Source organism: Brevundimonas sp. SH203, from assembly GCF_002157625.1.
Taxonomy (GTDB): Bacteria; Pseudomonadota; Alphaproteobacteria; order Caulobacterales; family Caulobacteraceae; genus Brevundimonas.
The window spans coordinates 355945-380971 of sequence record NZ_BDMM01000003.1; the positions used below are offsets into that span (position 1 = coordinate 355945).

Below are 25027 nucleotides of genomic sequence, written 5' to 3' on the forward strand. Positions count from 1 at the left end.
GGGGTTACAGATGGCCGAGAACGCGCCGCTTTCCAGAGACGCTCTGATCGAGGCCATGTCCAATGGCATCAAGCCCAAGGACCAGTGGCGGATCGGCGCCGAGCACGAGAAGTTCGGCTTCGACAAGAACACCCTGGCGCGCCCCGCCTATGAGGGGCCCGGCGGCATCAAGGCCATGCTGGAAGGGCTGGAGCGGTTCGGCTGGTCCCGCGTCGAGGAGAACGGCGTCCTGATCGGGCTGGAGCGTCGTAACGCGGAGGGCTTCATCGCCTCGGTCAGCCTGGAGCCGGGCGGCCAGCTGGAACTGTCGGGCGCGCCGCTCCTGACCATCCACGACATCTGCAACGAGACCGGCCAGCACCTGATGGAGGTCAAGCAGGTCGCCGACCAGATCGGCGTCGGCTTCCTGGGCGCCGGTTTCGACCCGCTGTGGCGGCGCGAGGACGTGCCGGTCATGCCCAAGGGCCGTTACGACATCATGCGCGCCTATATGCCCAAGGTCGGATCGCTGGGTCTGGACATGATGCTGCGCACCTGCACCATCCAGGCGAACCTCGACTTCGACAGCGAAGCCGACATGGTGATGAAGTTCCGCACCTCCCTGGCGCTGCAACCCATCGCCACCGCCCTGTTCGCCTGTTCGCCCTTCACCGAGGGGCGGCCCAACGGCTTCCTGTCGGCCCGCGCCAACGTCTGGACCGACACCGACGCCGACCGCACGGGGATGCTGGGCTTCGTGTTCGAGGACGGTTTCGGCTTCGAACGCTATGCCGACTATGCGCTGGACACGCCGATGTATTTCGCCAAGCGCGGCGGCCGTTACATCGACGCCTCGGGCCAGTCGTTCCGCGACTTCCAGGCCGGGAAACTGCCCGCCCTGCCCGGCGAATATCCGACGATCAAGGACTGGAACGACCATCTGACCACCCTCTTCCCCGAGGTGCGGCTGAAAGCCTATCTGGAGATGCGCGGCGCCGACGGCGGGCCGTGGAGCCGCATCTGCGCCCTGCCCGCCCTGTGGGCCGGGGTCCTGTACGACGCCCCGTCGTTGGCCGCCGCCTGGGATCTGGTCAAGGACTGGGACATCGCCGACCATGAGCGCCTGCGCCGCGACGTGACCCGCCTGGGCCTGAAGGCCGAGGTCGCGGGGCGCAGCGTGCGCGACATCGCCGTCGACCTGGTCGCCATCGCCAAACAGGGGCTGAAGAACCGCGCCCGATTCTCGGGCGGCATGGTGGACGAGCGCGGCTATCTGTCGGAACTGGAAGACATCGCCGACAGCGGGATCACCCCGGCCGAACGCCTGCTGGACCTGTATCACGGCGCCTGGCAGGGCGATGTGAAGCGCATCTACGCCGACTTCGCCTACTGAACCTTCTTGACAAGGTTTGCCAAAGATCGCCTGATCCCTGCACAGGAGGCGACCATGGCGACGATGAACATTTCCCTGCCCGACCCGATGAAGGCCTGGGTCGAGGAACAGGCGAAATCCGGCCGCTACGCCAACACCTCCGACGTGGTGCGCGACCTGATCCGTCGCGAGCAGATCAAGGCCGAGAAGATCGCCCATATGCAGAGGCTGATCGACGAAGCCTATGCCTCAGGCGTCAGCGATCAAACGCCACGAGAAATTTTCGAAGAGGTTCGCGCCGAGTATCTGACTGAAACGACACGCAAGGCAGGCTGAATTGGCCAAGCTGCGGGTATCCAGAGCCGCGCGCGCCGACATGCGTGGGCTGTTTCGTCAGAGCGTCGAGATGTTTGGATTGCGGCAGGCTGACGCCTACGTCGCCTCTCTTCAAGATACGCTCGATCTCATCGCGACCTACCCCAAATCAAATCGGGAAAGAGACGACACCGCTCCGCCTGTGCGCGTTCATCCTCACAGGGCGCATGTCATTGTCTACGCCCTCAATGATCAAGGTGTTTTGGTTCTCCGCATTTGACATATGCGAGAAGACTGGATGTCTGATCCATTGGGAGACCGTGAAATCGGAGACGAACCATGACCCACCCCATCCATGTCGGCATCGGCGGCTGGACGTTCGAGCCGTGGCGCGGGGTCTTCTATCCCGAGGGTCTGGTTCAGAAACGCGAGCTGGAATATGCGGCGTCGAAACTGACCTCCATCGAGATCAACGGCACCTATTATTCGACCTTCAAGCCCGACAGCTGGAGGAAATGGCGCGACGAGACGCCGGACGGCTTCGTGTTTTCGGTCAAGGCCAGCCGCTACTGCACCAATCGAAAGGTGTTGTCGGACGGCGCCGAAAGCTTCGACAAGTTCCTGTCCCAGGGCCTGACCGAACTGGGCGACAAGCTGGGGCCGATCAACTGGCAGTTCATGGGCACGAAAAAATTCGACGCCGAGGATTTCGAGGGCTTTCTGAAGCTGTTGCCGCCCGAGAAGGACGGGGTGCGGCTGCGTCACGCGCTGGAGGTCAGGAACCCCACCTTCGCCACCGAACAATTCCATGATCTGGCGCGCAAATACGGGGCGGCCATCGTCTATGCGGTGGACGACGAGGAGCCGACCTGGCCCCAGATCGACGAGGCGACCGCCGACTTCTCATATGCCCGCCTGATGTCCAGCCGCGAGGACGAACCGACCGGCATGACCGCGACCGAACTGGACGCCGTGGCGGACCAGGCCCGGACTTGGGCGAAGCGCGGCGAGGTCTTCGCCTATTTCATCTCGGGGGCCAAGGTGCGGAACCCGGCGGCGGCCCAGGCGCTGATCGCCAAGCTGAAATAGGCCGAACCGCCTTGCGACCGTTCGGCCGGGGCCGCATCCAGACCCAGCCGCCCGCCCAACTCTGAAGGACTTCCTCATGCCGATCGCCACACGCGCCTTCGCCGCGACCGCCGCCGACAAGCCGTTGACGCCCTATAGTTTCGAGCGTCGCGATCCGGGCCCGGACGATGTGCTGATCGACATCAAATATTGCGGCGTCTGCCATTCCGACCTGCACGCGGCGCGCAGCGAGACCGGCCGATCCACCTATCCGCTGGTGCCGGGCCACGAGATCGCCGGCGTGGTCAAGGCGGTGGGATCGAACGTCACCCGCTTCAAGGTAGGCGACCGGGTCGGCGTCGGCTGCATGGTCGACAGCTGCCGCGAATGCGCCTCCTGCCAGGAAGGCGTCGAGCAATATTGCGTCCCCGGCTTCACCGGCACCTATGGCGGCAAGGACAGGAAGGGCGGCACGGATCAGACCATCACCCAGGGCGGCTATTCCGACCACATCACGGTGGACCAGCATTTCGTGCTGTCGATCCCCGACAGCCTGCCGCTGGACGCGGCGGCGCCCCTGCTGTGCGCGGGGATCACCACCTATTCGCCGCTGAAGGAATGGGGCGTCGGGCCGGGGTCCAGGGTGGCGGTGATCGGCCTGGGCGGCCTGGGCCATATGGCGGTCAAGCTGGCGACGGCCATGGGCGCCGAGGTCACGGTCCTATCGACGTCCGACCGCAAGAAGGCGGACGCCGAACGGATGGGCGCCCAACACTTCCTGATCAACTCCGACAAGGATGCGATGAAGGCGGCGGCGGAAAAGTTCGACCTGATCATCAACACCGTCTCCGCCACGCACGAGATCGCCAGCCACATCCAGCTTCTGGCCCGCGACGGGACCATGATCATGCTGGGCCTGACGACCGAGGGACTGCCGGTCTTCGCCCTGCCGCTGCTGTGGCGTCGCCGCCGCATCGCCGGCTCTCTGATCGGCGGCATCCGCGAGACGCAGGAGATGCTGGACTTCTGCGCCCGGCACGGCATCGCCTGCGACATCGAGACCATCGCCCCGGACCAGATCAACGAGGCCTATGAGCGGATGGAGAAGTCGGACGTGCGCTATCGCTTCGTCATCGACATGGCCAGTCTGGCGGCCTGACGCATGGAACGCGACGGAAGCGTGAAACTTCCGTCGCGTCAGATTCTCGCCTTGCGCGCACGGCCTCGCGCGTTAATCCTGAGCATCGACAAGGCCGGCCCAACGGCCGGCAAGGGACAGGAGACGACATGGCGCGCGTGGCTTTCGTAACGGGCGGAACCCGGGGCATCGGCAAGGCGATCGTTCAGCGCCTGCACGAGGACGGCTATCAGGTCGCGGCCGGCTATTCCGGCAATGACGAAGCGGCCCAGGCCACGGCCAGGGAGCTGGGCGTCATGGTCGTGAAGGGTAATGTCGGCAGCTTCGACGACTGCGCCCGCGCGGTGAAGGCGGTCGAGGATCAGCTCGGCCCCATCGACATCCTGATCAACAACGCCGGCATCACCCGCGACGGCTTCTTCCACAAGATGAGCCACGACCAATGGTCCGACGTGATCCGCGTCAATATGGACAGCGTGTTCAACATGACGCGCCAGGTCATCAACGGCATGCGCGACCGGGGCCACGGCCGCATCGTCAACATCTCCTCGATCAACGGCCAGAAGGGCCAGATCGGCCAGACCAACTATTCCGCCGCCAAGGCCGGGATGATCGGCTTCACCAAGGCGCTGGCGCTGGAGAATGCGCGCAAGGGCGTCACCGTGAACTGCATCGCGCCCGGCTATATCGACACCGAAATGGTCGGCGCCATGGACCCCAAGGTTCTGGAAGGCATCATCAGCCACATCCCCGTCGGACGTCTGGGCAAGGGCGAGGAGATCGCCGACATGGTGTCCTGGCTGTGCGGCGAGCGTGCCGGATATGTCACAGGCTGCACCCTGTCGCTGAACGGCGGTCAATACCTGGTCGGTTGAGGCGGCCTTCGCCCAAAATCCGCCGCGCGTCCCTTTCATCAAGTCTGTCATGAAGTTGACGGGAACGGTCAGGGCGAAAAAATCGCCGCCCATGACCGCGATGGCGGTCGTCGCCCTCGCGGTCATGGGCGTGAGCCTCGCCGCGCCCGCCGTCCTGCCCGCCGACTGCCACGCCCAGACGCGGCGCTCCGTGCCGCCCACCGCCCGCTATGTCAGCGGAAACGGCCAGGCCTTCATCCTGGACACCTCGGGTTCGCGCGCCCTGATGCGGTTCGAGCGGTCCACCGAGGTCTGGGTTCTGCGCCCCACGCCCGCCCCGCGCGGCGACATCATCTATCGCAACGACAACGGCGATCAGGTGCTGCGCGTGACGCCGGACGGCGGCGTGACCCTGTATACCACCGCCACGCCGCAGGGGTCGCCCGTGTCGCGCGTGGGCGAGGCGCAAGGCTTGGCGAGCGCCACCCTGACCGGCGCCCAGCTGGTCGACTATTTCATGCGCCAGAGCTATCGCGCCAGCACGGCCATGGGCCGGCTGATCGTGATCGACGTGGACATTCAGCCCGGCTCCGAACAGGTCGCGGCCGAAACCGTCTCGGCCGCCAGCGACGCCATCGTGCGCATGGCCCGCGCCTCGAACCTGCGCAGCCAGGTCGAGCGGGTGCGCCGCGTGGTGGTGTCCGACCAGGGCCGACCGGGCGTCACCCTGGTTCAGGGCACGCTGCGCATCGTCATCGACGCCGACGCCGGCATGGCGGGACGTCCCTCGTCCGCGCGAATCGTGCGCGTCGTCGGCGGCGAGGCCCTGAACCGCTAGCCCCCTCCGGGACCATTAGGCGGCTGAGTAGGGCTGGCTGCTTTGCCGACCTCGTTCGAGACAGGGTTCGTCACAGCGATCACAACGAGGTCACGGCGAACACGACGGCGCCTTGCCGGTTCGGAACGTCCTGATGGCCTGCGGCGGCGAAGCCGCGGATCGATCAATGGCCCGAACAGGGCGACGAAAGCCGACGCGCGTTCGGTCCCGTCGTGTTCGCCGTGACCTCGCCGTGCCCGTTGTGACGAACCTTCCAGACCACCTCCGCCTTAGAAGGCGTCCTTCGCCGCCCGACGCGCGGCGAACTGGTCGGCGTCCGTCGCGGTCAGGAAGGGGTTGAACCGCTTCTCCACGCCCATCGTCGTCGGCACGGTCGGTTCGCCCCGCTCGTGCGCCGCGAAGATCGCCTCGGCGTGGGCGGCCGTCTCGGGCCGGTCGTCCAGGCTCAGGGCGAAGCGGGCGTTCGAGGCCGTATATTCATGGGCGCACCAGATCGCCGTCCGGTCGGGCCAGGTCTTCAGGATTTGCAGACTGGCGAACATCTGCTCCGGCGTGCCCTCGAACAGCCGTCCGCAGCCCAGGGCGAACAGGGTGTCGCCGACGAAGGCCAGGTCGTCCGCGACCGAGCGGAACACCACATGGCCCAGCGTATGGCCCGGCGTCGCCGTGACCTCGAACCGCGTCTCGCCTACCTGCACGACATCGCCGTCCGCGACCACGCGATCCAGCGGGGCGACGCGGCGCACCTCCTCCGGCCCCACGATCTCGCAATCCCATTCGGCCTTCAGCCGGGCGTTGCCCTCGGTGTGATCGGGGTGCCAGTGGGTGTTCAGGATCAGGTCCAGCCGGCCCCAGCCCAGTCGCTCCAGCTCTTCCAGGATGCGCGCCGCATCGGGCGTATCGACCGTCGCTACAACGCCGGTCGCCGCATCGCGGATCAGGAAACCGTAGTTGTCGCTGCGGCAGGGAAACAGATGAACGTCCAGGGTCATGCGGCCATCCTAGCAGCCGGGCGGTCGCCGGGCCTATAGTGACCCCATGCGGCGCAGCATCGACGAACTTCGAACCTTCTACGGCGAGCCGACCGGCGCCCTGGCGCGGCGGCTGGTGGCGCGGCGGCTGGACGACGCCTGGGGCGAGGCGGCCGATTGCGACGTGCTGGGCGTCGGCTACGCCACCCCCTGGCTGGACGCCTTCGTCGGCGCGCGGCGGGTGGTCGCGGCCATGCCGGGCGGCCAGGGGGTCGAGCATTGGCCGGCGGTCGGGCGCAACCGCACCCTTCTGGTCGACGACCGCCGCCTGCCCTTCGCCGCCGGATCGTTCGACCGCATCCTGCTGGTCCATGCGCTGGAAGAGGCGGACGACCCCGCCGCCCTGTTGCTGGAGGCGGTGCGGGCGCTGGCGCCGACGGGAAGGATCATCCTGGCGGCGGCGGCGCGCGGCGGCCTGTGGGCGCGGGCGGACAACACCCCCTTCGGCCACGGACGCCCCTTCACCCGTCGCCAGCTGGAGCGGCTGGTGCGCGACGTGGGACTGGAGCCGACGGCCTGGTCCCAGACCCTGTATGTCCCGCCGTGGGGCCCCATGCTGCCGCTGGCCGAAGGGTTCGAACAGGTGGGGCGTCGCGTCTTTCCCGGCGCCGCCGGCCTGATCCTTCTGGAGGCGACGCGCCAGACCTACGCCCGCATCCGCCCCAGCGGCCATGCCCAGCGGATCGCCGCCCCCGTCCTGACGCCCCAGCCGGCCGCCTCGGTGTCGTCGCGGCGAAACCCCGCGCCCGATCGGGGACTGACGGGGAGTTGACCGGCGCGGCGTCTGGTCGGACGACGCAAACCGCCTTATGGCGAAGATCATGCACCGACTGATCCTGATGCGCCACGCCCAGGCCGAAAGCTCCGCCCCGTCGGGCGGCGGGGACGAGGCCCGCCCCCTGTCCGCCGCCGGCCGCGTCGAGGCGACCCTGATGGGCCGCGCCCTGGCCGAACGGGGGCTGAAGCCCGACCTGGCCCTGGTCTCGACCGCCGTGCGGACCCGCCAGACCTGGGAGCAGATTCACGACGCCCTGGGCGACGTCGAGGTGCGCGACGAGGCCAGTCTGTACAACGCCCCCGCCGACGTCATCCGCCGCTTCGTCGAGGCCAGCGAGGACGAGGCCGGCTGCCTGCTGATCCTGGCGCACAATCCGGGCGTCCATGTGCTGGCGGCGGAATATCTGGTCGAAAGCGCCGCCTCGCCGGCGGTGACGGATCGGCTGGCGGGGGGCTTCCCGACCGGGGCCGCCGCCCTGTTCACCGTCGACGCGGCGGGCCGCTGCGCCTACGAGGGCTTTCTGACGCCCCGGTCGCTGGGCGCGCCGTCCCTGTGACCGACATCGCCTACAAGATCGTGGACGCGGCCGAATGGCGCGCGGCCGTCGCCGAGGGCCGCTACGACGGGGCGCCCGTCGATCTCGCCGACGGCTACATCCATATGTCCGCCGAACCGCAACTGGCCGAGACGGCGCGCAAACATTTCGCCGGGCGATCCGACCTGTTGCTGCTGACCGTGGACCTGGACCGTCTGGGCGAGGATCTGATCTGGGAGCCGTCGCGCGGCGGCGATCTGTTCCCCCACCTCTACGCCCCCCTGCCCGTCGCCGCCGTCGTCGCTTCGCGCGCTTTCCGGGTCACGGCCGAGGGCGAGATGGCGTTCGAGGACGCGAAATGAGCCTGACCGATCTCGGCGCCGCCCTGCTGCGACGGCTGGACCCGGAACAGGCGCACCGGCTGGCGATCAGGGGGCTGGCGCTCGCCCCCCTGCCCCGCCCGCCCGCCGACGATCCGATCCTGAGGACCGACCTGGCCGGGCTGGACCTGCCCAATCCGGTCGGCCTGGCCGCTGGTCTGGACAAGAACGGCGAGGCTCTACGCGGCCTGTCGCGGCTGGGCTTCGGCTTCGTCGAATGCGGCTCGGTCACGCCGCGCCCGCAGCCCGGAAACCCGCAGCCGCGCCTGTTCCGCCTCGGCGAAGACCGCGCCGTCATCAACCGGATGGGGTTCAACAACGCCGGGCTGGACGCCTTCGCCGCGCGGCTGGATCGGCGTCCGGCGGGCGTGGTGGTCGGCGCCAATCTGGGGGCCAACAAGGACACAGAGGACAAGGCGGCGGACTATGTGGCGGGTCTGGAACGGCTGGCCGGGCGCGCCTCCTATTTCACCGTCAACATCTCCTCGCCCAATACGCCGGGCCTGCGCGCGCTTCAGGGCCGCGAGCAGCTGGACGACCTTCTGGGCCGCATCGACGCCGCCCGCCCCGCCTCAGGCCCCGCTCGCGTACCCGTCTTCCTGAAGATCGCCCCCGACCTGATCGCCGACGAGATCGGCATGATCGTCGAGGCGTCGCTGGCCCACCGGATCGACGGTCTGATCGTGTCCAACACCACGCTGGAACGGCCCGAGACCCTGCGTTCGCCCCAGGCGCACGAGACCGGCGGCCTGTCCGGCGCCCCCATCCGCCCCTTCGCCGAAAAGGCGCTGCGCGCGGCGGCCGAGGCGGCGAACGGGTGTCTGCCCCTGATCGCGGTCGGCGGGATCGACAGCGGCGCCGAGGCCTATGCCCGCATCCGCCTGGGCGCCTCGGCGGTCCAGCTCTATTCCGCCCTGATCTACGAAGGCCCCGGCCTGGTCGCCCGGATCAAGCGCGACCTGGCCGCCCGCCTGCGCGCCGACGGTTTTTCCACCCTGTCCCAGGCGATCGGCGCCGGCCGTTGACGGAGCGTTAGGCTCAAGCAGGGCATGGTCGCCTCGAAGCGCCTGATGGCGCCAACGGGGAAACGCATGCCGCACACCACGGGCGCCGATACGGTCAGCGGCTGGACCTTCGCGGTTCGGCAACGCCGTGGCGCGATGCCGCAGCGCGTCGCCGTGGGTCTGGCCAGCAGCCTGGCGGCGACGCCCCTGGTCGGCTGGCGCATCGCCCTGGGCTGGTGCATGGCCTATGTCGCCATCCAGCTGTGGGAGGCGTTCGTCTTCTCCCCGCTGAACGCCCCGACGCCGCGCCCGATGTCCAGGGCGCGCAACATCCTCGGCGGGGCGACCATGTTCGCCAACACCGGCCTGTACGGCGCCCTGTCGCTGTTGTTGTGGCTGTATGGCGGCGTGGCGGGCGGCGTGTCGGCGGCGGTGATGCTGCCGGCGGCCATGGTCTATTCGATGGTCAATGCGCCCCGTTCGCTGACCGTCCTGGCCTGCACCACCGCGCCCCAGGCCCTCTATATGGCCGCCTTCCCCTTCCTGCTGATCCGTCTGGGCGCGCCGGTGGGGGCGGCGATCACGGCGGCGGCGGCGGTGACGATCTTCACCATCTACTGCCTGAACGTCTGGCGTAACCTGGCCGAGCGGGTGAAGACCGAACAGAAGGACCGGCTGCTGGCCGAGGCCCACGTCGCGCGGATGAGCCAGGAACTGCGCGAGCAGCGCGCCTTCCTCGCCGCCATCGGCCACGACCTGCGGACCCCCATCGGCGCGATCCTGAGCGGGGCGGCGGACCTGCGCGGCGGCGACGCCGGCATGCGTCAGAACGCCGAACTGATCACCGACGCCGGCCTGATGATGAAGTCCCTGCTGGACGACCTGCTGGACCATTCCCGCATCGAGGCCGGGCGGATGAGCATCGAGGTCAAGGATTTCGACCTGCGCCAGATGCTGGCCCATACGCTGCAGCTGTGGCGCGCCCAGGCCGACGCCAAGGGGCTGAGACTGCGGATCGAGGGCGCCGCCCTGACGCCGCGCATGGTCAAGGGCGACGTCATCCGCATTCGCCAGGTGCTGAACAACCTGTTGTCCAACGCCATGAAGTTCACCGAGACCGGGTCGATCACCCTGCGGGTCCAGGCCTGGCCAGAGGAACCCTCGAACTACGCCCTGACGTTCGAGATCGCCGACACCGGCCCCGGCATGACGCACGATCAGCTGGCGCGCCTGTTCACCCCGTTCGACCAGACGGCCGAGGGCGTCACCGCCCGTTACGGCGGGTCCGGGCTGGGGCTGGCCATCAGCCGCAATCTGGCGGACCTGATGGGCGGACGGCTGACGGTGCGCAGCACGCCGGGCCAGGGCTCGCGCTTCACCGTCTCACTGGTGTTGCCGCGCGGCGAGACGACCGGACAGGCCGTCGAGACGGTCGACGAAAGCCGGCTGGAGATCGCCCGCGCCTTGATCCCGGCCGCACCCCTGCCGGAGCCGCTGCCGGAGCCTCCTCCGGTCATCGAGGCGGCCGAACCCGAAGCGGAGCCCGAACAGGACGACGACGCCGACCGGCCGCTGCGCCTGCTGGTGGTGGACGACCACGACATCAATCGCCGCGCGGTCCAGCTGATCCTTCAGCCGCTGGGGTGCGAGATCACCACCGCCGCCGACGGCCTGATCGCGCTGGAACGCTGCGAGGAGACGGTGTTCGACGTCATCTTCATGGATGTGCGGATGCCCGAGCTGGACGGGCGCGAGACGACCCGTCGCCTGCGGGCCGGCCAGGGTCCGAACGCCCTGACGCCCGTGGTCGCCGTCACCGCCGACACGGCGCCCGAGGACGTCGCCGCCTGCCAGGCGGCCGGCATGGCCTATTTCGTCTCCAAGCCCCTGACGCCTCCGGCCCTGATCGGCGCCCTGCAGCACGTGTTGGAAGAAACGGCTCAGGCCCGCTCCGAGGCCGCCTGACCCGTCACCTCGGCGACCAGAGACGCGGCGAAGTCGGGCCGACGCATCTCGCATTCCCACACCACGACAACGCGCCATCCGTCCGCCAGCAGGGCCTGAACGGCGGCGGCGTCGCGGGCGCGGTTGCGGGCGATCTTGGCGATCCAGTAGTCGGCGTTGCTCTTGGGCCGGCGCGCGCCGCGCGGGCAGTCGTGGCCGTGCCAGAAGCAGCCGTGGACGAACAGGGCGACGCGCCGGCCCTTCATCACCACGTCCGGCCGACCGGGCAGGCCGCCGCCGCCCAGCCGATAGCCGATCCCGGCCGCGCGCAGAACCTTGCGCACGGCCAGTTCCGGCGACGTGTCCCGCCCCTTCACGCGACGCATCACGGCGCTGCGCTTTTCCGGGCTGAACACATCGGTCGTCATCCTTCTTCGGTCCAGACTACCGCTTCGCGACTTGAGCCTGGACCGAAGGCCCTCAAAGCTGCGCCAGCAGATGCTCGGCCGAGGACACCTTGAACTCGCCGCCCTGTTCGATGTTCAGCTGGGTCACGACGCCGTCCTTGACCAGCATGGAATAGCGCTGCGAACGCTCGCCCAGGCCGAAACCCGAACCGTCCAACACAAGGCCCAGGGCCTTGGTCAGGTCGCCGTTGCCGTCGGCCAGCATGACGATGCTGTCGTCCGCGACGCCCTGGCTGTCGGCCCAGGCCTTCATGACGAAGGCGTCGTTGACCGAGATACAGGCCACCGTGTCGACGCCCTTGCCCTGGATGTCCGACAGATGATCCTTGAAGCCCGGCAGGTGGCGGGCCGAGCAGGTCGGGGTGAAGGCGCCGGGCACGGCGAACAGGGCCACGGTCTTGCCGGCGAAGATGTCGGCCGTGTTGACGGGCTTGGGCCCTTCGGCCGTGGCCTGGGCCAGGGTCGCGTCAGGGATGCGATCGCCGATCTGGATGGTCATGGGGGTCTCCGCGGACAGGGAAGGGATGAAGGGGAAAGGCGGGGCGTCGCACGGATATGAAACGCCGCCTGCGACACATAGAGGCCGCCGGCCCAACCGCAAGCGTCCGTGTCTTGCGCCCGCCGCTTTCGCGACGGATGATGACCGGATCATGAGCGAAGCCTCCACCCTGACCGGCCGCCTGCTGGTGGCCATGCCCGGCATCGACGATCCCCGGTTCGAACACGCCGTCATCCTGATCTGCGCCCACGGGCCGGATCATGCGATGGGGCTCAGGCTGGACCGGCCCGCGCCGGGCGTGGATCTGAAGACGGTGCTGGACAAGCTGGACGCCCCCGCCCCGGACCAGTCGATCGGCCGGGTCGTGCTGATGGGCGGGCCGGTGGAGCGCGAGCGCGGCTTCGTCCTGCATACCGACGACTGGATGATCGGCGAGGACAGCCTGCCCTTCGGCGACGGCCTGGCCATGACCGGCACGCGCGAGGCCCTGACGGCCATGACCGACGACGTGGGCGGCCCGCGCCGCTCGGCCCTGCTGCTGGGCTACGCCGGCTGGGGCGAGGGTCAGCTGGAGGAGGAGCTGGCCGACAATGTCTGGCTGACCGCCGAGGCGGACATGGATCTGATCTTCGACGGCGAACACACGTCGAAATGGACGCGCGCCCTGGCCCAGCTGGGCGTGGACGCGGCCATGCTGTCCACCCAGGGCGGCCGGGCCTGACCGAACCCTATCGCGTCGCCATCGAGATCAGGAAGGCCAGCAGCAGGATCAGGCTGACGCCCTGCCAGAACCGCACCGGATCGCGTTCGATCAGCGACAGCTGACGCGGCGGCGGGGCGGCGACGGCGCTGCCCGTCTCCAGCACATGGATCAGCTCCTCGACATCCTGGAACCGCTCGTTCGGATCGACGGCCGTAGCGCGCAATATGGCCGCCTCCAGCCAGGCGGGCATGTCGGGGCGGTGACGGGTCGGGGGCGCCGGGGCGCGGTCGAAACGCGGCGCGTCCGCCGGATCGACCTCGCCCCACGGATAGGTGCGGGTGAACAGGCGATACAGGGTGACGCCCAGCGCGAACTGGTCGGTCAGGGCGTTGCCCGCCTCGCCCGCATACATCTCCGGCGCCTTGAAGCCGGCGGTGCCCGGCGCCTCGGCCTCGGCGAACTCCTCGGCCAGCCTGAGCCGCGCCACGCCCAGATCGACCAGCTTCAGCCCCCCGCCCGGCTCCAGGATCACATTGTCCGGCTTGATGTCGCGGTGCGTCACCCCCGCCCGGTGCAGGGCCGAGACGGCGCGCGCCAGCGGCAGGGCGACGGCGATCCCCTCGGCGATCGGATAGGGCCCCTCCTCGGCCAGATGCGCGTGCAGGGTGCGACCGGCGTGGAAGGGTTGGGCGATGTAGAGGCGGCTCTGGCGGCCCACGTCCAGCGTCAGAACCTTGCCGACATGGGGGCTGTCGATGCGCCGGCCGATGAAGGCTTCGCGCAGAAAGGCGGTGCGGGCGCCGCGTTCGGACACCACGGCGGGCTTGGGGAATTTCAGCACCACCACGCCCGCGTCGCCCAGCGTGTCCCTGGCCAGGAACAGGCGGGTGTAGCGGCCGTCCGCGATCAGCCGTTGCAGCACGAAGCCGTCCACCGTCTCGCCCACGACCGGCGGCGGCGCGATGGCCAGCCCCTCCGCCTCAGCGGTGATCGCCTCCCAGTCCGGCGCGCCGGTGCGGACCACGTCGATGACGATGACGGTGGCGTTGTCGCGCGCGCCCGCCGCCTCGACCTCGGCCAGGATGGCGCGGGCGTCCGCGTCCGGCGATCCCCGACGCGCCAGCAGACCCGCCAGCGCCGCCTCGCCCAGCACCCCATGCACCCCGTCGGTGGTCAGCAGCAGCCGGTCGTGCGGTTCCAGCCGCACCTGGCGCACGTCCAGCTTGACGTCCGCCTCTATGCCCACGGCGCGATACAGGACGTGGCTCATCCCCTGCTGGGCGCGGGTGTGATCCTCGGTCAACCGGGTCAGGGCGCCGTCGCGGAAATGCCAGGCGCGGCTGTCGCCGACATGCAGGGCCACCGCCTCGCGCCCGCGCATGACCAGGGCGGTGAAGGTGGTCGCCGCCCCCTCCATCGCCGGATCGACGCGCCCCTTGGCGTGAAGCCAGCGGTTGAAGCCCCTCAGCGCCTTGATCCCGTTGGCGGCGATGCCGTTCAGCGGATTCTGGTCCAGATAGCCGTCGATGAAGCTGCGCGTCGTCAGCTCGGCCGCCATCCGCCCGGCCTTGGAGCCGGACACCCCGTCGGCGATCACGGCCACCACCCCATGCTCGCGCTGTTCAGCCGTCGTGCCGATGTGGACGCCGCCGAAATCCTGATTGTCGGCCTTCGGACCCTGCGCGGTCGCGAAGCCGGCGGCGATCTCCAGTCGGGCGTCGGTCATGGGCGTACTGTGTGGGATCGCAGCGGCGATGGCTAGGCTGAAGCGCAGCTGTATGGATCGACCATATAGCGCCGCTTTCTGAAGTCGGTTAGGAGCGTTTATGACCTCTAGATACGCGACCGACCGTTTCCGATCCTATCTCGCCTCAGACGAAAATGTTTTGTGGGCGGGGCAGCCGAAACAGGGCCTGACAGTCAGCGGAAAGGACATTTTCCTCATTCCATTCAGCCTGCTTTGGGGCGGCTTTGCGATCCTCTGGAATGCAATGGTGTGGATTATGCCGGGCGGCGATCAAGGGGACCTGTGGTTCTTTCGCCTATTTGGACTGCCATTCCTTATCGTCGGCCTTTACCTGATCGTCGGCCGGTTCATTCACGATGCGATGATCAGAAAAACCCAGTTCTACGCCGTGACGAACCAGCGCGTTCTGATGTTGCTTGATCGCAAACAGCCCAAGCTCACATCCTTGGAAATTCGCCGCTTACCGAAGCTGGAGCTGTCCGAACACAGCGACGGAACAGGCAGCATCGTGTTCGAAGGCAACTGGATGACCTCGGCTATCGCCATGAATGGATTTGGGCTCTGGGCCCCGTCGCTTGGCGGCTCCTCGCAGTTCCAGCAGATCAGCAATCCGAGACAAGTCTACGATCTCATCAGGGCGCAGGATCGTCTCGGCTAGGTTCAATCGACATTCGTGAAGGCAGGTGTCTCGGCTCGTCATCCCGGGGCTGAGCGGAGCGAGGAACCCGGAACCCAGGGGGCCGGTCCCGTTGTTGAACGCATCCAACGCCTGATGCCCGCTCCTGGGTTCCGGGTTCGTCCTTCGGACGCCCCGGAATGACAGTCATGGGCTGAATGTCGATTGAACCTAGATGCCGACGGCGGCCAAGGCATGAAGGCTGATCATAGCGCGAGGATCGCGCGCACCGCCACATAGACGGCGACGATCAGGATCAGCCCGGCGAACAGCCGGCGCCCCATGACGACATTGGCGCCCAGCCGTTTCGACAGTGGCAGACCCATCGCCGTGCCCGCGACCCCGCCCACCGCCATGGCGGCGACCAGGGCGGGATCGACCCAGCCCGACAGGGCGTAGTTGCCGGCCGTCGTCGCGCCGAACGCCGCGACGCTGAGCAGAGAGGCGGCCTGCGCCGTGGCCAGGCTCATCCCCGTCGAGGCCATCAGGCCCGGCACGATCAAAAAGCCGCCGCCGATGCCGAAGAAGCCCGCCGCCGATCCCACCCCCGCCCCCGTCAGGCCGACGCCCGGCGACATGGACCAGTTCAGCCGGGGTTCGGGACGGGCGACCGCCGGTCTGGAGCGCAGCATCGACAGGCCCACGGCCGCCATGGCGACGGCGAAGATCAGCAAAAGCCGATGGCCGTCGATCATCTTGGCCAGGGACGACCCCAGCCAAGCCCCGGCCGCCCCGGTGACGGCGAACAGGATGGCGCAGGGCCAGCGCACCCGCCCGGCCCGGGCGTGGCCGGCCAGAGCCGTCAGGGCGTTCAGCGCCACCCCCGCCGCTGACACGCCGATGGCGATGTGCGGATCGCTGACCCCGACCAGATAGAGCAGCAGCGGCGCCGCCAGCACCGACCCGCCGCCGCCGAACAGCGTCAGCAACAGGCCCACGACGCCGCCGCTGAACACGGCCAGGCCCAAAGGCAGCAGATCGGTCGTCATGGCGTCAGGCGGCCTTCGGCGCGGTTCTGTTCCAGGGCATGACGGCCAGCACGCGCGCCATGCCGCAGAAGCCCGTGGCGCCCGCGACGAACAGGCCCGCCCCGACGAAGGCCGACAGCCCCCAGAAGGCGGGATGGACCAACAGGCCCAGCGCCGCCCCGATCAGGATCAGGCCGCCCGCCGCCATCTGGACCTGCCGCATCAGTTCGATGGGCTTGGACCGATCCGCGCGCACGTCCAGCCCGTGCGCCTTCCACGCCTCCAGCCCGCCTTCGAGAACGAAGGCCTGGCCCGACACGCACGCCGCCAGACGGTCGCGATTGACCTCGGTGCGGTTGCCGGTGCGGCAGGTGAAGATCACCGCGCGCCCGTTCGCCTGGCTCTGGGAGAACCGATCCAGGGACGACAGCGGCGCATGGACGGCGCCGACGACGTGTTCCCGGGCGAACTCGTCGGGTTCGCGAATGTCGATCAGAACCGCCTCGCCCGCCTTCAGGCGGCGCGAAACCTCGGCGGGGGACAGGGGGGTCAGGACGCTCATGGACATCAGGCCTTTTCGGAAGAGGCGGGGGGACAATAGATTTCGGCCAGCACGGCGATGACCTTCAGGACCGCCGGGTCGGCGATGCGGTAGAAGATGGCCGTGCCGTCACGCCGCGTGGCGACCAGCGCCTCGTCGCGCAGCCTGGCCAGATGTTGGGACAGGGCCGACTGCGACAGGCCGACCATCGGCAGAAGCTGGCCCACCGACAGTTCGCCCTCGCCCAGTTGGCACAGGATCATCAGACGCTTCTCGTTGGACAGGGCGCGCAGCAGCGCCGCCGCCTCGCCCGCGCTGGCCTGGAATTGTTCGATGCCGATGGTCTGAAGGTCGATCATGGCGACCATAATATGAGCAGTTGCTAAATAAGCAATACCTAATATGTTGGGCGTCGAAAGGCGTTCTTCCCATGATCCAACACCCCCAGGTTCGCGGCTTCTTCGACCCCGCCACCCACACCGTGACCTATCTGGTCAGCGATCCGGCCAGCGGCAGGGCGGCCATCATCGACCCCGTTCTGGACTACGACGCCGCCAGCGCCCGCACATCGACCCGTTCGATCGAGGCGGTGACGGCGGCGCTGAAGGCGTCGGGCCTGACTCTGGCCCTGGTTCTGGAAACCCACGCCCACGCCGACCACCTGACGGCCGCCGCCCATCTTCGCCACACGACGGGGGCGGGGGTCGGCATCGGGGCGCGCATCACCCAGGTCCAGTCGACCTTCGCCCCCCTTTTCGGCGCGGGCGACGTGCGGAGCGACGGCCGCGTCTTCGATCACCTCTATTCGGATGGCGACCGCTTCGCGCTGGGGGAGCTGACGGTTGAGGTGATCCACACCCCCGGCCACACCCCCGCCTGCGTCAGCTACCGCATCGGCGACGCCGTCTTCACCGGCGACACCCTGTTCATGCCCGACTACGGCACGGCGCGAACGGACTTCCCCGGCGGCGACGCCCGGACCCTGTATCGCTCGATCCAGCGCCTGCTCGCCCTGCCCGACGACACCCGCGTCTTCGTCGGCCACGACTATCTGCCCCAGGGCCGCGCCGACCATCGGTTCGAGACCACCGTGGCGCAACAACGCAACGAGAACATCCACGTGGGCGGCGGCGTATCCGAGGACGACTTCGTCGCCATGCGCGAGGCCCGCGACGCGACCCTGAGCGCACCGCAACTGATCCTGCCCTCGCTTCAGGTCAACATCCGCGCGGGCGACCTGCCCCCGCTCGAAAACGACGGCCGACGCTATCTCCGCCTGCCCCTAAATGCGATCTGATCGCCGCCGTCAGGCCGACCGCTGCTTGATGGGGGCGGAGCCGTCGGCCAGGCTTTCGGCCAGATAGACCTCGGCCTCCTGCGCCGGCAGGGCGGGGGCGTAGCCGAAGCCCTGGCCGTAGTGGCATTGGGCGTCCAGCAGCAGGCGGGCCAGTTCGGCGTTCTCGACCCCCTCGGCGACGACCTCCAGCGACAGGTCGCGGCCCAGGTTGACCACCGACTTGACGATCTTGGCCGAGCCTTCGTCCTTGTTCATCGTCAGCACGAAATAGCGGTCGATCTTCAGCGTATCGAACGGCAGGCGCGCCAGATAGGACAGGGACGAGAAGCCGGTGCCGAAGTCGTCCAGCGCCAGCGACGCGCCCACGTCCTTCAGCGACTGCAGCACCTCGGCGGCGCGCGCGGTGTCGCGCATGATGTCGCCCTCGGTCACTTCCAGCTTCAGCGCGCCCTTGGGCAGGCCGCTTTCCTTGATGACGCGGGCCACGTCCTCGCACAGGTGCGGGCGCTCGATCTCGCCGACCGACAGATTGACGCTGCAGAACAGCTTGCTGGCCTGCGGATGGCGCGCGATCCATTCGGCCAGCTGCCGCGCCGACTGGGTCATCATCAGCAGACCCAGTTCGTTCATCATGCCCAGGTCGGCGGTCAGGCCCAGGAATTCGTCCGGCGGCACCAGGCCCCGACGCGGATGGCGCCAGCGGGCCAGGGCCTCGAACCCCGCCACCGCCCCGGTGTTCAGGTTCACGATGGGCTGGAAGAAGGGCACGATCTCGCCGCGCACGAAGGCGTTTCTCAAATCCGCCTCAAGCGCCAGACGGCTGAGAGAATCGCTTTCCAGCGCCCGGCCATAGGCGGCCGATCCGCCGCGACCGGCGCTCTTGGCCGATTCCACCGCCAGTTCGACGCGGCGCAGCAGTTCGGCGGCGTCCGGCGCGTCCGGCCCGCCCTCCACCATCACCGCCCCGATGGAGACGGTCGGATAGATGTCGAATCCGGCGACGCGCAGCGGCTGCTCCAGCGCGTCGCGGACGCGATAGCTGGTGTGCGAGGCGCTCTTGGGCACGATGATGGCGAACTCGTCCTCGCCGATGCGGGCGGGCGAGGCGTCCTTGGGGAAGGCGGCCGCCAGACGCGATCCCAGGGCCGACAGCACCAGGTCCGTCCGCTCGTGGCCCAGGGCCTCGTTAAGGCGCCGCAGCCGGTCGACGTCGCCGACCACCATCTCGTATTCGCCCGCCTGGGTCAGAACCTCGGTGACGCGCGCCAGGAAGGCCCGGCGGTCCAGCAGCCCCGTCAGCGTGTCGCGATCCGACCCGGCGAACTTGGTCTCCAGCGCCACGACCCCGGCGGCGCGCAGCCCGTCCTCCAGCCAGACGCCGCGCCACAGACAGGTTTCCGATCCGCGCATCCGCAGGCGCACGGCCACCTCGGTCCCCTCCTCCTGGGGCTTCAGCATCCGTTCGGCCAGGCTGCGGTCCTGCGGCAGGGCCAGGGCGACGAAGCCGGCGGCGGTGCATTCCGGCGCCAGCGGCCCCAGGCCCAGGGCGCGGGTGGCGCCGGTGAAGCGCAGTTCGTTCTCGGCCGGCGTCCAGATCCACAGGGCGGTGTCGGCGGCGGCCAACGCCTCGATGGCGGTCGTGGCGTCCCAGGCCAGCGATCGGGATCGTGTCGTCACGCTATCCGCCCTTCCAGACGGCCCGCGACCGTCAACGCTCGTCCTCGACCAGGCCGAACAGAAGATGGTCTGCCCACCCGCCGTTAATTTTCAAATAAGCCCGCGCCCGGCCCTCCTGGCTGAAACCGGATTTCTCCAGCACCCGGCGCGACCCGTGGTTGGTCGGCAGGCAGGCCGCCTCCAGCCGGTGCAGTTTCAGCGTGTCGAACGCATAGCCGACCACCGCCCTGACCGCCGCCGTCGCCACGCCCTGACCGGAATAGGGCTGGCCGATCCAGTAGCCCAGCGTCCCGGTTTCGGCGACGCCGCGCCGCACGTTCGACAGGGTCACGGCGCCGGCCAGCGTCCTGCCCCGGTCGACCAGGACGAAAAAGGGCCAGGCGTGGCCCAGCTCCATCTCGCGCGCATAGATCGACAGCCGCCGACGGAAGGCCGCCTTGGTCAGGTCGTCCTCGGGCCAGGCCGGCTCCCACGGCTGCAGATAGTCGCGCGACCCGTCCCTCAGCGTGGACCAGGCGGCGTAATCGCCCGCGCGCGGCGGGCGCAGGGTCACGCCCTCGCCCCGGATCACGGGACCGCCGACATCGCTCATCCAGTCCAACAAGGCCATCGCGGGGACTATAGCACCAAGATCTTGGCTTGAACCTTACGCTTCGGCCAAAAGCGTCGCCGTCAGTTTCAGCGCCAGATCGCGGCCCAGACCGTCGGGCGCGCCCAGCATCGGCGTCAGTATGTCGCCGATCAGCCCCTCGGCGAAGGCCATATAGGCCGCGGTCATGACCAGCGACCGCGCCCGCTCGGCCGCGCGCGGATCGTCGGGCGCCATCGCCGCCAGCCGGTCGGCCAGATCGCGCACCACCCCGGCGAAGCTTTCGGCCCGCGCCTGTTCGCGCGCCAGCGCCAGCCAGGCCGCCAGCTGCGAGGCCCCGCCCCGGCCGAAGGCGTCGAACACCGCCGTCATCAGCCGCTCCGGCTCCACGTCGTCGCGCGCCTCGCCCAGCCCCGCCTCGATCCGGTCGGCCAGGTCGCGCACCATACGGTCCATCAGCGCGCCCTGAAGCCCGGCGGCCGAGCCGAAATGATGGATCAGATTGGCGTGACCCACCCCCATCCGCTGGCCCACCGCCTTCAGCGTCACCGCCGCCGGCCCCCCGGACAGCAGCAGGTCGCGCGCCGCCTCCAGCGCCTCTTCGCGCGCGACCGCCCCGCGTCGCCGCCTTGCCGGACCATTAGTTGACATAGATGTCAGTTATCTCCATATTCGTCTCGCAATCGAGGGGCCGATCCCAAGGAGCTTCACCATGGCGAAATCCGCCACCCCCGCCGACCTCCAGATCACGCCGCGCGACCTGCATATCGACCGCGAGGCCGCCACGCCACGCTGGTGGTTAAACGGCGACCCTTTCGGCACCGCCGTCATGAACGCGCTCAGCCTGACCTTCCCCGACGGAGAGCGGTTCTTCATCCAGTCGGTCAAGCGGTTCGCCAAGGACGCCCCGCCGCGTCTGGCCGCCGACATCCGCGCCTTCACGGTGCAGGAGGGGGCCCACACGCGCGAACACATGGCCTTCAACGCCATCACCGAACGCGCCGGCTACCAGACCGCCGAGATCGAGGCCTATGTCACCGCACGGCTGGGCATCGCCCGCGCCCGTCCGCCGCTGGCCCAGCTGGCGGCGACCATGGCGCTGGAGCATTTCACCGCCGCCTTCGCCCACCGGCTGCTGGCCGATCCCGACCTCTTGAAGGGATCGCCGCACGATCTGGCCCGCCTGTGGCGCTGGCATTCGATCGAGGAGATCGAACACAAGGGCGTGGCCTATGATGTCTTCCTGCACGCGACCCGCGCGATGTCGCCGCTTCAGCGCTGGCGGCTGCGGCGCTGGGCCATGCTGCTGACCACCCTGCTGTTCACAAAGACGGTGCGCGAGACCAGTCTGATGCTGTTGAAACAGGACGGCATCGTGGGCTGGCGCGCCCGGTTCGGCCTGTTCCGCTGGCTGTGGCTGAAGCCGGGCCTGTATCGGCGGATGATCGGCGACTATTTCGCCTTCTACAAACCCGACTTCCACCCGTGGCAGGTCGATGACCGCGACCTGATCGCCCAGGCCGAGGCGGGCCTGGCCCAACCGGCCTGACCTCACCGGATCGACGCCCCCTGTTCGTCATTCCGGGGCGTCCGCAGGACGAACCCGGAACCCAGGGGGCTCGCATCCGGCGTCGATGCATCAGGCGAACCGCGTGCGGTCCTGGGTTCCGGGTTCTTCACTTCGCTCAACCCCGGAATGACGGCGGGCCGCGTCTCGATTGAACCTGTCCCGCTTGTCGTTCTCGCCTCGTCGCTTTTCCGTCGCCGCGTCGCGACGGAAAGCCGCATCCTCCTGCGTTACAGGCTTCGGGGGATGAACGAGGACACAGGTCATGGCTTCATCACCCATCGACGCCGCCGTCGCCCTGACCCGGCTGGGTCTGGGCGCCCGCCCCGGCGAGATCGCGCGCGTGGCCGCCGATCCGCGCGGCTGGGCCATGGCCCAAATCCGGCGTCAGGGCGCGCCCCGGCCGCCGGGCGATCTGCCCGACACGACCGAACGGCTGGGCCAGTATTTCGACTATCAGTCCGCCGCTCGCGCGCCTGCGCCCGGCGCCGGCGCCGTCGATCCCGCCGCCGAGGCCCGGCGCGAGGCGCGTCAGGCCGCGCGACGCGACATCGTTCAGGACACGGCCCAGGCCTTCCTCTCCCGCGCCCAGCTGGGCGCCGCGACCGAGGACGGGTTCGCCGAGCGCTGGGCCCTGTTCTGGTCGAACGCCCTGACCGTCTCGGCCGCCAAGTTCGACAGCGGCGCCTTCATCGCCCAGTACGAGTGCGATGCCGTCCGCCCCCACGTCTTCGGCCGGTTCGAGGATCTGGTCATGGCCTGCGAACAGCATCCGGCCATGCTGCTCTATCTGGACCAGGCCCGCTCGACCGGCCCCGACAGTCCGGTGGGCGCCCGGCGCAGGGCGGGGCTGAACGAGAACCTGGCCCGCGAGATGATGGAGCTGCACACCGTCGGCGCCGATGCGGGCTACACCCAGGCGGACGTGACCGAACTGGCCCGCGCCCTGACCGGCTGGTCCATTCCCACCGCGCGCGAGGCCGAGAGCGCGGGCGCCGACGCCGCCCGTCCGCGTCGCGCCCGCATGGCCGCCCAGGTTCAGCCCGGTCCCAACGGCTTCGTCTTCCGCGCCAACGTCCACGAACCCGGCGCCCGCACGGTGATGGGCAAGACCTATCCCCCCGGCGGCCTGGATCAGGGGCAGGCGGTGCTGCGCGACCTGGCCCGCCATCCGGCGACCGCCAGACGCCTGTCGCGGCGTCTCGCCGCACACTTCGTCGCCGACAGCCCGCCCGACGCCCTGGTCGCCCGGCTGGAGGCCGCCTGGACCCGTTCGGGCGGCGATCTGGCCCAGGTGGCCCGCGCCCTGATCGCCGCGCCCGAGACCTGGACGCCCCGGCCCGCCAAGATCAAGACGCCCTACGACCTGATCGTCTCGACCCACCGCGCCCTGGGAACCCGGCCCCAGCGCCTGCCGCCCCTGCGTCAGGCCCTGGCCGACATGGGCCAGCCGCTCTACGCCCCGCCCTCGCCCGAGGGGTGGCCCGATACGGCGGCCGACTGGGCCGGCCCCGACGCCCTGGTCAAACGGCTGAACTGGGCCGCTGCCGCCGCCGCGACCGTTCAGGTCTCCGACACCGATGCGGTCGCCGCCGACGCCCTGGGCGCCCGGCTCGGCGAACGCACGCGCCTGGCCGTCGCCCGCGCCGAAAGCCGTCCCGAAGCCCTGACCCTGCTGTTCATGTCGCCGGAGTTTCAACGCCGATGAACGCCCTCTCCCTGAACCGTCGTCACCTGCTGGCCGCCGCGACCGCCGGCATGGGCCTGGCCTTCGCGGGCCGGGTCGCCGCCGGGACGCGCGGCCCCGCCAACAAGCTGGTGGTCGTCATCGCGCGCGGCGCCATGGACGGCCTGTCCGTCACCGTCCCCTATGGCGACGCCAACTATCTTCCCTTGCGGGGCGGTCTGGCCATCGGCGCGCCGGGCGAGGCGAACGGCGCGCTGGCGATGGGCGAGGGCTTCGGCCTGCATCCGACGCTGGCGGGCCTGCACGATCTGTATGGTCAGGGCCAGATGCGGTTCGCCCCGGCGGTGGCCCTGCCCGTTCGCATCCGCTCGCACTTCGAGGCCCAGGACGTGCTGGAGAACGGCGGCGAGGCCCTGCGTCAACAGACCGACGGCTGGCTGAACCGCGCCCTGGCCGCGGCCGGCGGAACCACGGTGAAGGGCCTGTCCATCGGCGCCCAGACGCCCCTGATCCTGCGCGGCGGCGCCCCCGTGTCCAGCTGGGCGCCGGGCGGGCTGGTGCGCGGCGGCGACCGCATCGCCGCCCTGCTTCAGGACCTCTATGTCGACGATTCGCTGCTGGGCCAGAATCTGGCGCGCGGCCTGGCGACCGAGGAGCGGGTCGAGAGGGTCGGCGGCCAGCCGGTGCGTCGCAACGACGTCCAGGCCCTGGGTCAGGCCGTCGCCCGACTGATGAGCGGGCCGGATGGCGCCGACGGGGTCGCCGTCTCGCTGGACGGCTGGGACACCCATGCGGGTCAGAAGGCGCAGCTTCAGAACCGGCTGATCGGGCTGGATCAGCTGGTCATGGGGCTGAAGGCGGGTCTGGGCGACGCCTGGTCGCGCACCGCCCTTGTGGTCGCCACCGAGTTCGGCCGCACCGCCCGCGCCAACGGCACGCAAGGCACCGATCACGGCACCGGCTCGTCCCTGTTGCTGGCGGGCGGGGCGATCAGGCGCGGCGGCCCCATCGGCGACTGGCCGACCCTGGCCGAGAACCGCCTGTTCGAGAACCGCGACCTGGCCCCGACCCTGGACATCCGTTCGGTGTTCAAGGGGCTGTTGCGCGATCACATGGGTCTGGATCGCGCCGCCCTGGACAACCGCGTCTTCCCCGGCAGCGCGGCCGAGGCCCCGGCGATGACCGGCCTGGTCTGACGGCCGGCCGTCCGCCGCCGGCTTGCTTTCCGCGCCCGTCTGACGCATCAGGACGCATCACCTTGGACCCGGCCCTGTTCGCAGGCGACGGGTGGCTATCCCCGCCGCCGATCCGCTGGGAAACCGAACCGCCGCAAGCCGAACAGTCGGGCGCGGTTCATTCCAGATGTAGTCCCC

28 protein-coding genes and 1 other annotated feature are annotated in these 25027 nt (G+C 69.3%); of the genes, 18 read left to right on the plus strand and 10 right to left on the minus strand.

Annotated elements, in window-relative coordinates; genetic code table 11:
* Positions 1–10 precede the first annotated feature (10 nt).
* The 7 genes from SH203_RS08655 (at position 11) to SH203_RS08685 (ending at position 5564) form a co-directional block, all read left to right on the plus strand.
* Positions 11–1372: a glutamate--cysteine ligase gene (locus SH203_RS08655; RefSeq protein ID WP_087120471.1), complete on the plus strand. Its 1362-nt coding sequence runs from the start codon at positions 11–13 to the stop codon at positions 1370–1372.
* A gap of 54 nt (positions 1373–1426) precedes the next feature.
* Complete coding sequence (locus SH203_RS08660) at positions 1427–1687, plus strand: type II toxin-antitoxin system ParD family antitoxin (protein ID WP_087120472.1); 261 nt, start codon at positions 1427–1429, stop codon at positions 1685–1687.
* Position 1688: 1 nt separating this feature from the next.
* Positions 1689–1946, plus strand: a complete 258-nt coding sequence (locus SH203_RS08665) for a type II toxin-antitoxin system RelE/ParE family toxin (protein WP_087120473.1) — start codon at positions 1689–1691, stop codon at positions 1944–1946.
* A gap of 59 nt (positions 1947–2005) precedes the next feature.
* Positions 2006–2755: a DUF72 domain-containing protein gene (locus tag SH203_RS08670; RefSeq protein WP_087120474.1), complete on the plus strand. Its 750-nt coding sequence runs from the start codon at positions 2006–2008 to the stop codon at positions 2753–2755.
* A gap of 76 nt (positions 2756–2831) precedes the next feature.
* Positions 2832–3893, plus strand: coding sequence for an NAD(P)-dependent alcohol dehydrogenase (locus SH203_RS08675; protein WP_087120475.1), 1062 nt, complete (start codon positions 2832–2834; stop codon positions 3891–3893).
* Positions 3894–4021: 128 nt separating this feature from the next.
* Positions 4022–4747 (plus strand): acetoacetyl-CoA reductase, encoded by a 726-nt coding sequence (phbB, locus tag SH203_RS08680; RefSeq protein WP_087120476.1) that lies wholly within the window; start codon positions 4022–4024, stop codon positions 4745–4747.
* A 91-nt stretch (positions 4748–4838) separates the two neighbouring features.
* Positions 4839–5564, plus strand: a complete 726-nt coding sequence (locus SH203_RS08685; RefSeq protein ID WP_234989438.1) for a DUF4908 domain-containing protein — start codon at positions 4839–4841, stop codon at positions 5562–5564.
* A 269-nt stretch (positions 5565–5833) separates the two neighbouring features.
* On the opposite strand, the gene gloB is transcribed toward SH203_RS08685, so the two are convergent.
* Complete coding sequence (gene gloB, locus SH203_RS08690) at positions 5834–6556, minus strand: hydroxyacylglutathione hydrolase (RefSeq protein ID WP_087120478.1); 723 nt, start codon at positions 6554–6556, stop codon at positions 5834–5836.
* A gap of 46 nt (positions 6557–6602) precedes the next feature.
* Here gloB and SH203_RS08695 point away from each other — a divergent pair, with 46 nt between their 5' ends.
* The 5 genes from SH203_RS08695 (at position 6603) to SH203_RS08715 (ending at position 11257) form a co-directional block, all read left to right on the plus strand.
* Entirely contained in the window at positions 6603–7367 is a 765-nt protein-coding gene (locus SH203_RS08695) for a class I SAM-dependent methyltransferase (protein ID WP_087120479.1), read from the plus strand.
* Positions 7368–7416: 49 nt separating this feature from the next.
* Positions 7417–7929, plus strand: coding sequence for a histidine phosphatase family protein (locus SH203_RS08700; protein WP_087120673.1), 513 nt, complete (start codon positions 7417–7419; stop codon positions 7927–7929).
* On the plus strand, positions 7926–8270 hold the full coding sequence (locus SH203_RS08705; RefSeq protein ID WP_087120480.1) for a DUF952 domain-containing protein: 345 nt from the start codon (positions 7926–7928) through the stop codon (positions 8268–8270). The genes SH203_RS08700 and SH203_RS08705 overlap by 4 nt, the downstream gene beginning before the upstream one ends.
* On the plus strand, positions 8267–9313 hold the full coding sequence (locus tag SH203_RS08710; protein ID WP_087120481.1) for a quinone-dependent dihydroorotate dehydrogenase: 1047 nt from the start codon (positions 8267–8269) through the stop codon (positions 9311–9313). Before SH203_RS08705 ends, SH203_RS08710 begins: the two co-directional genes overlap by 4 nt.
* A 66-nt stretch (positions 9314–9379) precedes the next feature.
* Positions 9380–11257 (plus strand): ATP-binding protein, encoded by a 1878-nt coding sequence (locus SH203_RS08715; protein WP_087120674.1) that lies wholly within the window; start codon positions 9380–9382, stop codon positions 11255–11257.
* Here SH203_RS08715 and SH203_RS08720 read toward each other — a convergent pair.
* On the minus strand, positions 11233–11664 hold the full coding sequence (locus SH203_RS08720) for a very short patch repair endonuclease (protein ID WP_087120482.1): 432 nt from the start codon (positions 11662–11664) through the stop codon (positions 11233–11235). The genes SH203_RS08715 and SH203_RS08720 overlap by 25 nt on opposite strands.
* A gap of 52 nt (positions 11665–11716) precedes the next feature.
* A complete protein-coding gene (locus SH203_RS08725) occupies positions 11717–12202 on the minus strand; it encodes a peroxiredoxin (RefSeq protein ID WP_087120483.1) in 486 nt (161 codons plus the stop codon).
* A 151-nt stretch (positions 12203–12353) separates the two neighbouring features.
* Here SH203_RS08725 and SH203_RS08730 point away from each other — a divergent pair, with 151 nt between their 5' ends.
* A complete protein-coding gene (locus tag SH203_RS08730) occupies positions 12354–12923 on the plus strand; it encodes a YqgE/AlgH family protein (RefSeq protein WP_087120484.1) in 570 nt (189 codons plus the stop codon).
* A 7-nt stretch (positions 12924–12930) separates the two neighbouring features.
* Here the strand turns inward: SH203_RS08730 and SH203_RS08735 are convergent, their stop codons facing one another.
* Positions 12931–14631 (minus strand): bifunctional protein-serine/threonine kinase/phosphatase, encoded by a 1701-nt coding sequence (locus SH203_RS08735; protein WP_087120485.1) that lies wholly within the window; start codon positions 14629–14631, stop codon positions 12931–12933.
* Between the two features lie 100 nt (positions 14632–14731).
* On the opposite strand from SH203_RS08735, the gene SH203_RS08740 reads away from it, so the two are divergent.
* Entirely contained in the window at positions 14732–15310 is a 579-nt protein-coding gene (locus SH203_RS08740) for a PH domain-containing protein (RefSeq protein ID WP_143275703.1), read from the plus strand.
* A 224-nt stretch (positions 15311–15534) separates the two neighbouring features.
* On the opposite strand, the gene SH203_RS08745 is transcribed toward SH203_RS08740, so the two are convergent.
* Genes SH203_RS08745 through SH203_RS08755 form a run of 3 tightly spaced genes read right to left on the minus strand, consistent with a single transcriptional unit; the run spans position 15535 to position 17196 of the window.
* On the minus strand, positions 15535–16317 hold the full coding sequence (locus tag SH203_RS08745; RefSeq protein WP_087120487.1) for a sulfite exporter TauE/SafE family protein: 783 nt from the start codon (positions 16315–16317) through the stop codon (positions 15535–15537).
* A gap of 4 nt (positions 16318–16321) precedes the next feature.
* Positions 16322–16864 carry a rhodanese family protein gene (locus tag SH203_RS08750; RefSeq protein WP_375600721.1) on the minus strand — a complete coding sequence of 181 codons (543 nt, stop codon included), beginning with the start codon at positions 16862–16864 and terminating at the stop codon, positions 16322–16324.
* Positions 16864–17196, minus strand: a complete 333-nt coding sequence (locus SH203_RS08755) for a helix-turn-helix transcriptional regulator (protein WP_087120676.1) — start codon at positions 17194–17196, stop codon at positions 16864–16866. Before SH203_RS08755 ends, SH203_RS08750 begins: the two co-directional genes overlap by 1 nt.
* A gap of 71 nt (positions 17197–17267) precedes the next feature.
* On the opposite strand from SH203_RS08755, the gene SH203_RS08760 reads away from it, so the two are divergent.
* A complete protein-coding gene (locus tag SH203_RS08760; RefSeq protein WP_087120488.1) occupies positions 17268–18134 on the plus strand; it encodes an MBL fold metallo-hydrolase in 867 nt (288 codons plus the stop codon).
* Positions 18135–18143: 9 nt separating this feature from the next.
* On the opposite strand, the gene SH203_RS08765 is transcribed toward SH203_RS08760, so the two are convergent.
* From SH203_RS08765 to SH203_RS08775, 3 genes are read right to left on the minus strand one after another with little or no spacing between them, the layout of a single operon-like run.
* Positions 18144–19811, minus strand: coding sequence for a bifunctional diguanylate cyclase/phosphodiesterase (locus SH203_RS08765; protein ID WP_087120489.1), 1668 nt, complete (start codon positions 19809–19811; stop codon positions 18144–18146).
* Between the two features lie 31 nt (positions 19812–19842).
* Positions 19843–20421, minus strand: coding sequence for a GNAT family N-acetyltransferase (locus SH203_RS08770; protein WP_087120490.1), 579 nt, complete (start codon positions 20419–20421; stop codon positions 19843–19845).
* Between the two features lie 36 nt (positions 20422–20457).
* The gene (locus SH203_RS08775; protein WP_087120491.1) at positions 20458–21051 is read right to left on the minus strand and encodes a TetR family transcriptional regulator; all 594 of its coding nucleotides are present in this window, start codon (positions 21049–21051) and stop codon (positions 20458–20460) included.
* 61 nt (positions 21052–21112) lie between these two features.
* On the opposite strand from SH203_RS08775, the gene SH203_RS08780 reads away from it, so the two are divergent.
* From SH203_RS08780 to SH203_RS08790, 3 genes are all read left to right on the plus strand, one after another.
* Positions 21113–21949: a metal-dependent hydrolase gene (locus SH203_RS08780; protein ID WP_087120492.1), complete on the plus strand. Its 837-nt coding sequence runs from the start codon at positions 21113–21115 to the stop codon at positions 21947–21949.
* A 283-nt stretch (positions 21950–22232) separates the two neighbouring features.
* Positions 22233–23675: a DUF1800 family protein gene (locus SH203_RS08785; RefSeq protein ID WP_087120493.1), complete on the plus strand. Its 1443-nt coding sequence runs from the start codon at positions 22233–22235 to the stop codon at positions 23673–23675.
* A complete protein-coding gene (locus SH203_RS08790; protein ID WP_087120494.1) occupies positions 23672–24850 on the plus strand; it encodes a DUF1501 domain-containing protein in 1179 nt (392 codons plus the stop codon). Before SH203_RS08785 ends, SH203_RS08790 begins: the two co-directional genes overlap by 4 nt.
* A 61-nt stretch (positions 24851–24911) precedes the next feature.
* Positions 24912–24975 (plus strand) — a sequence feature (sul1 is cis-regulatory element that is thought to sense ions involved in sulfur or methionine metabolism; They are found in Alphaproteobacteria).
* The last annotated feature ends 52 nt before the right edge of the window (positions 24976–25027 follow it).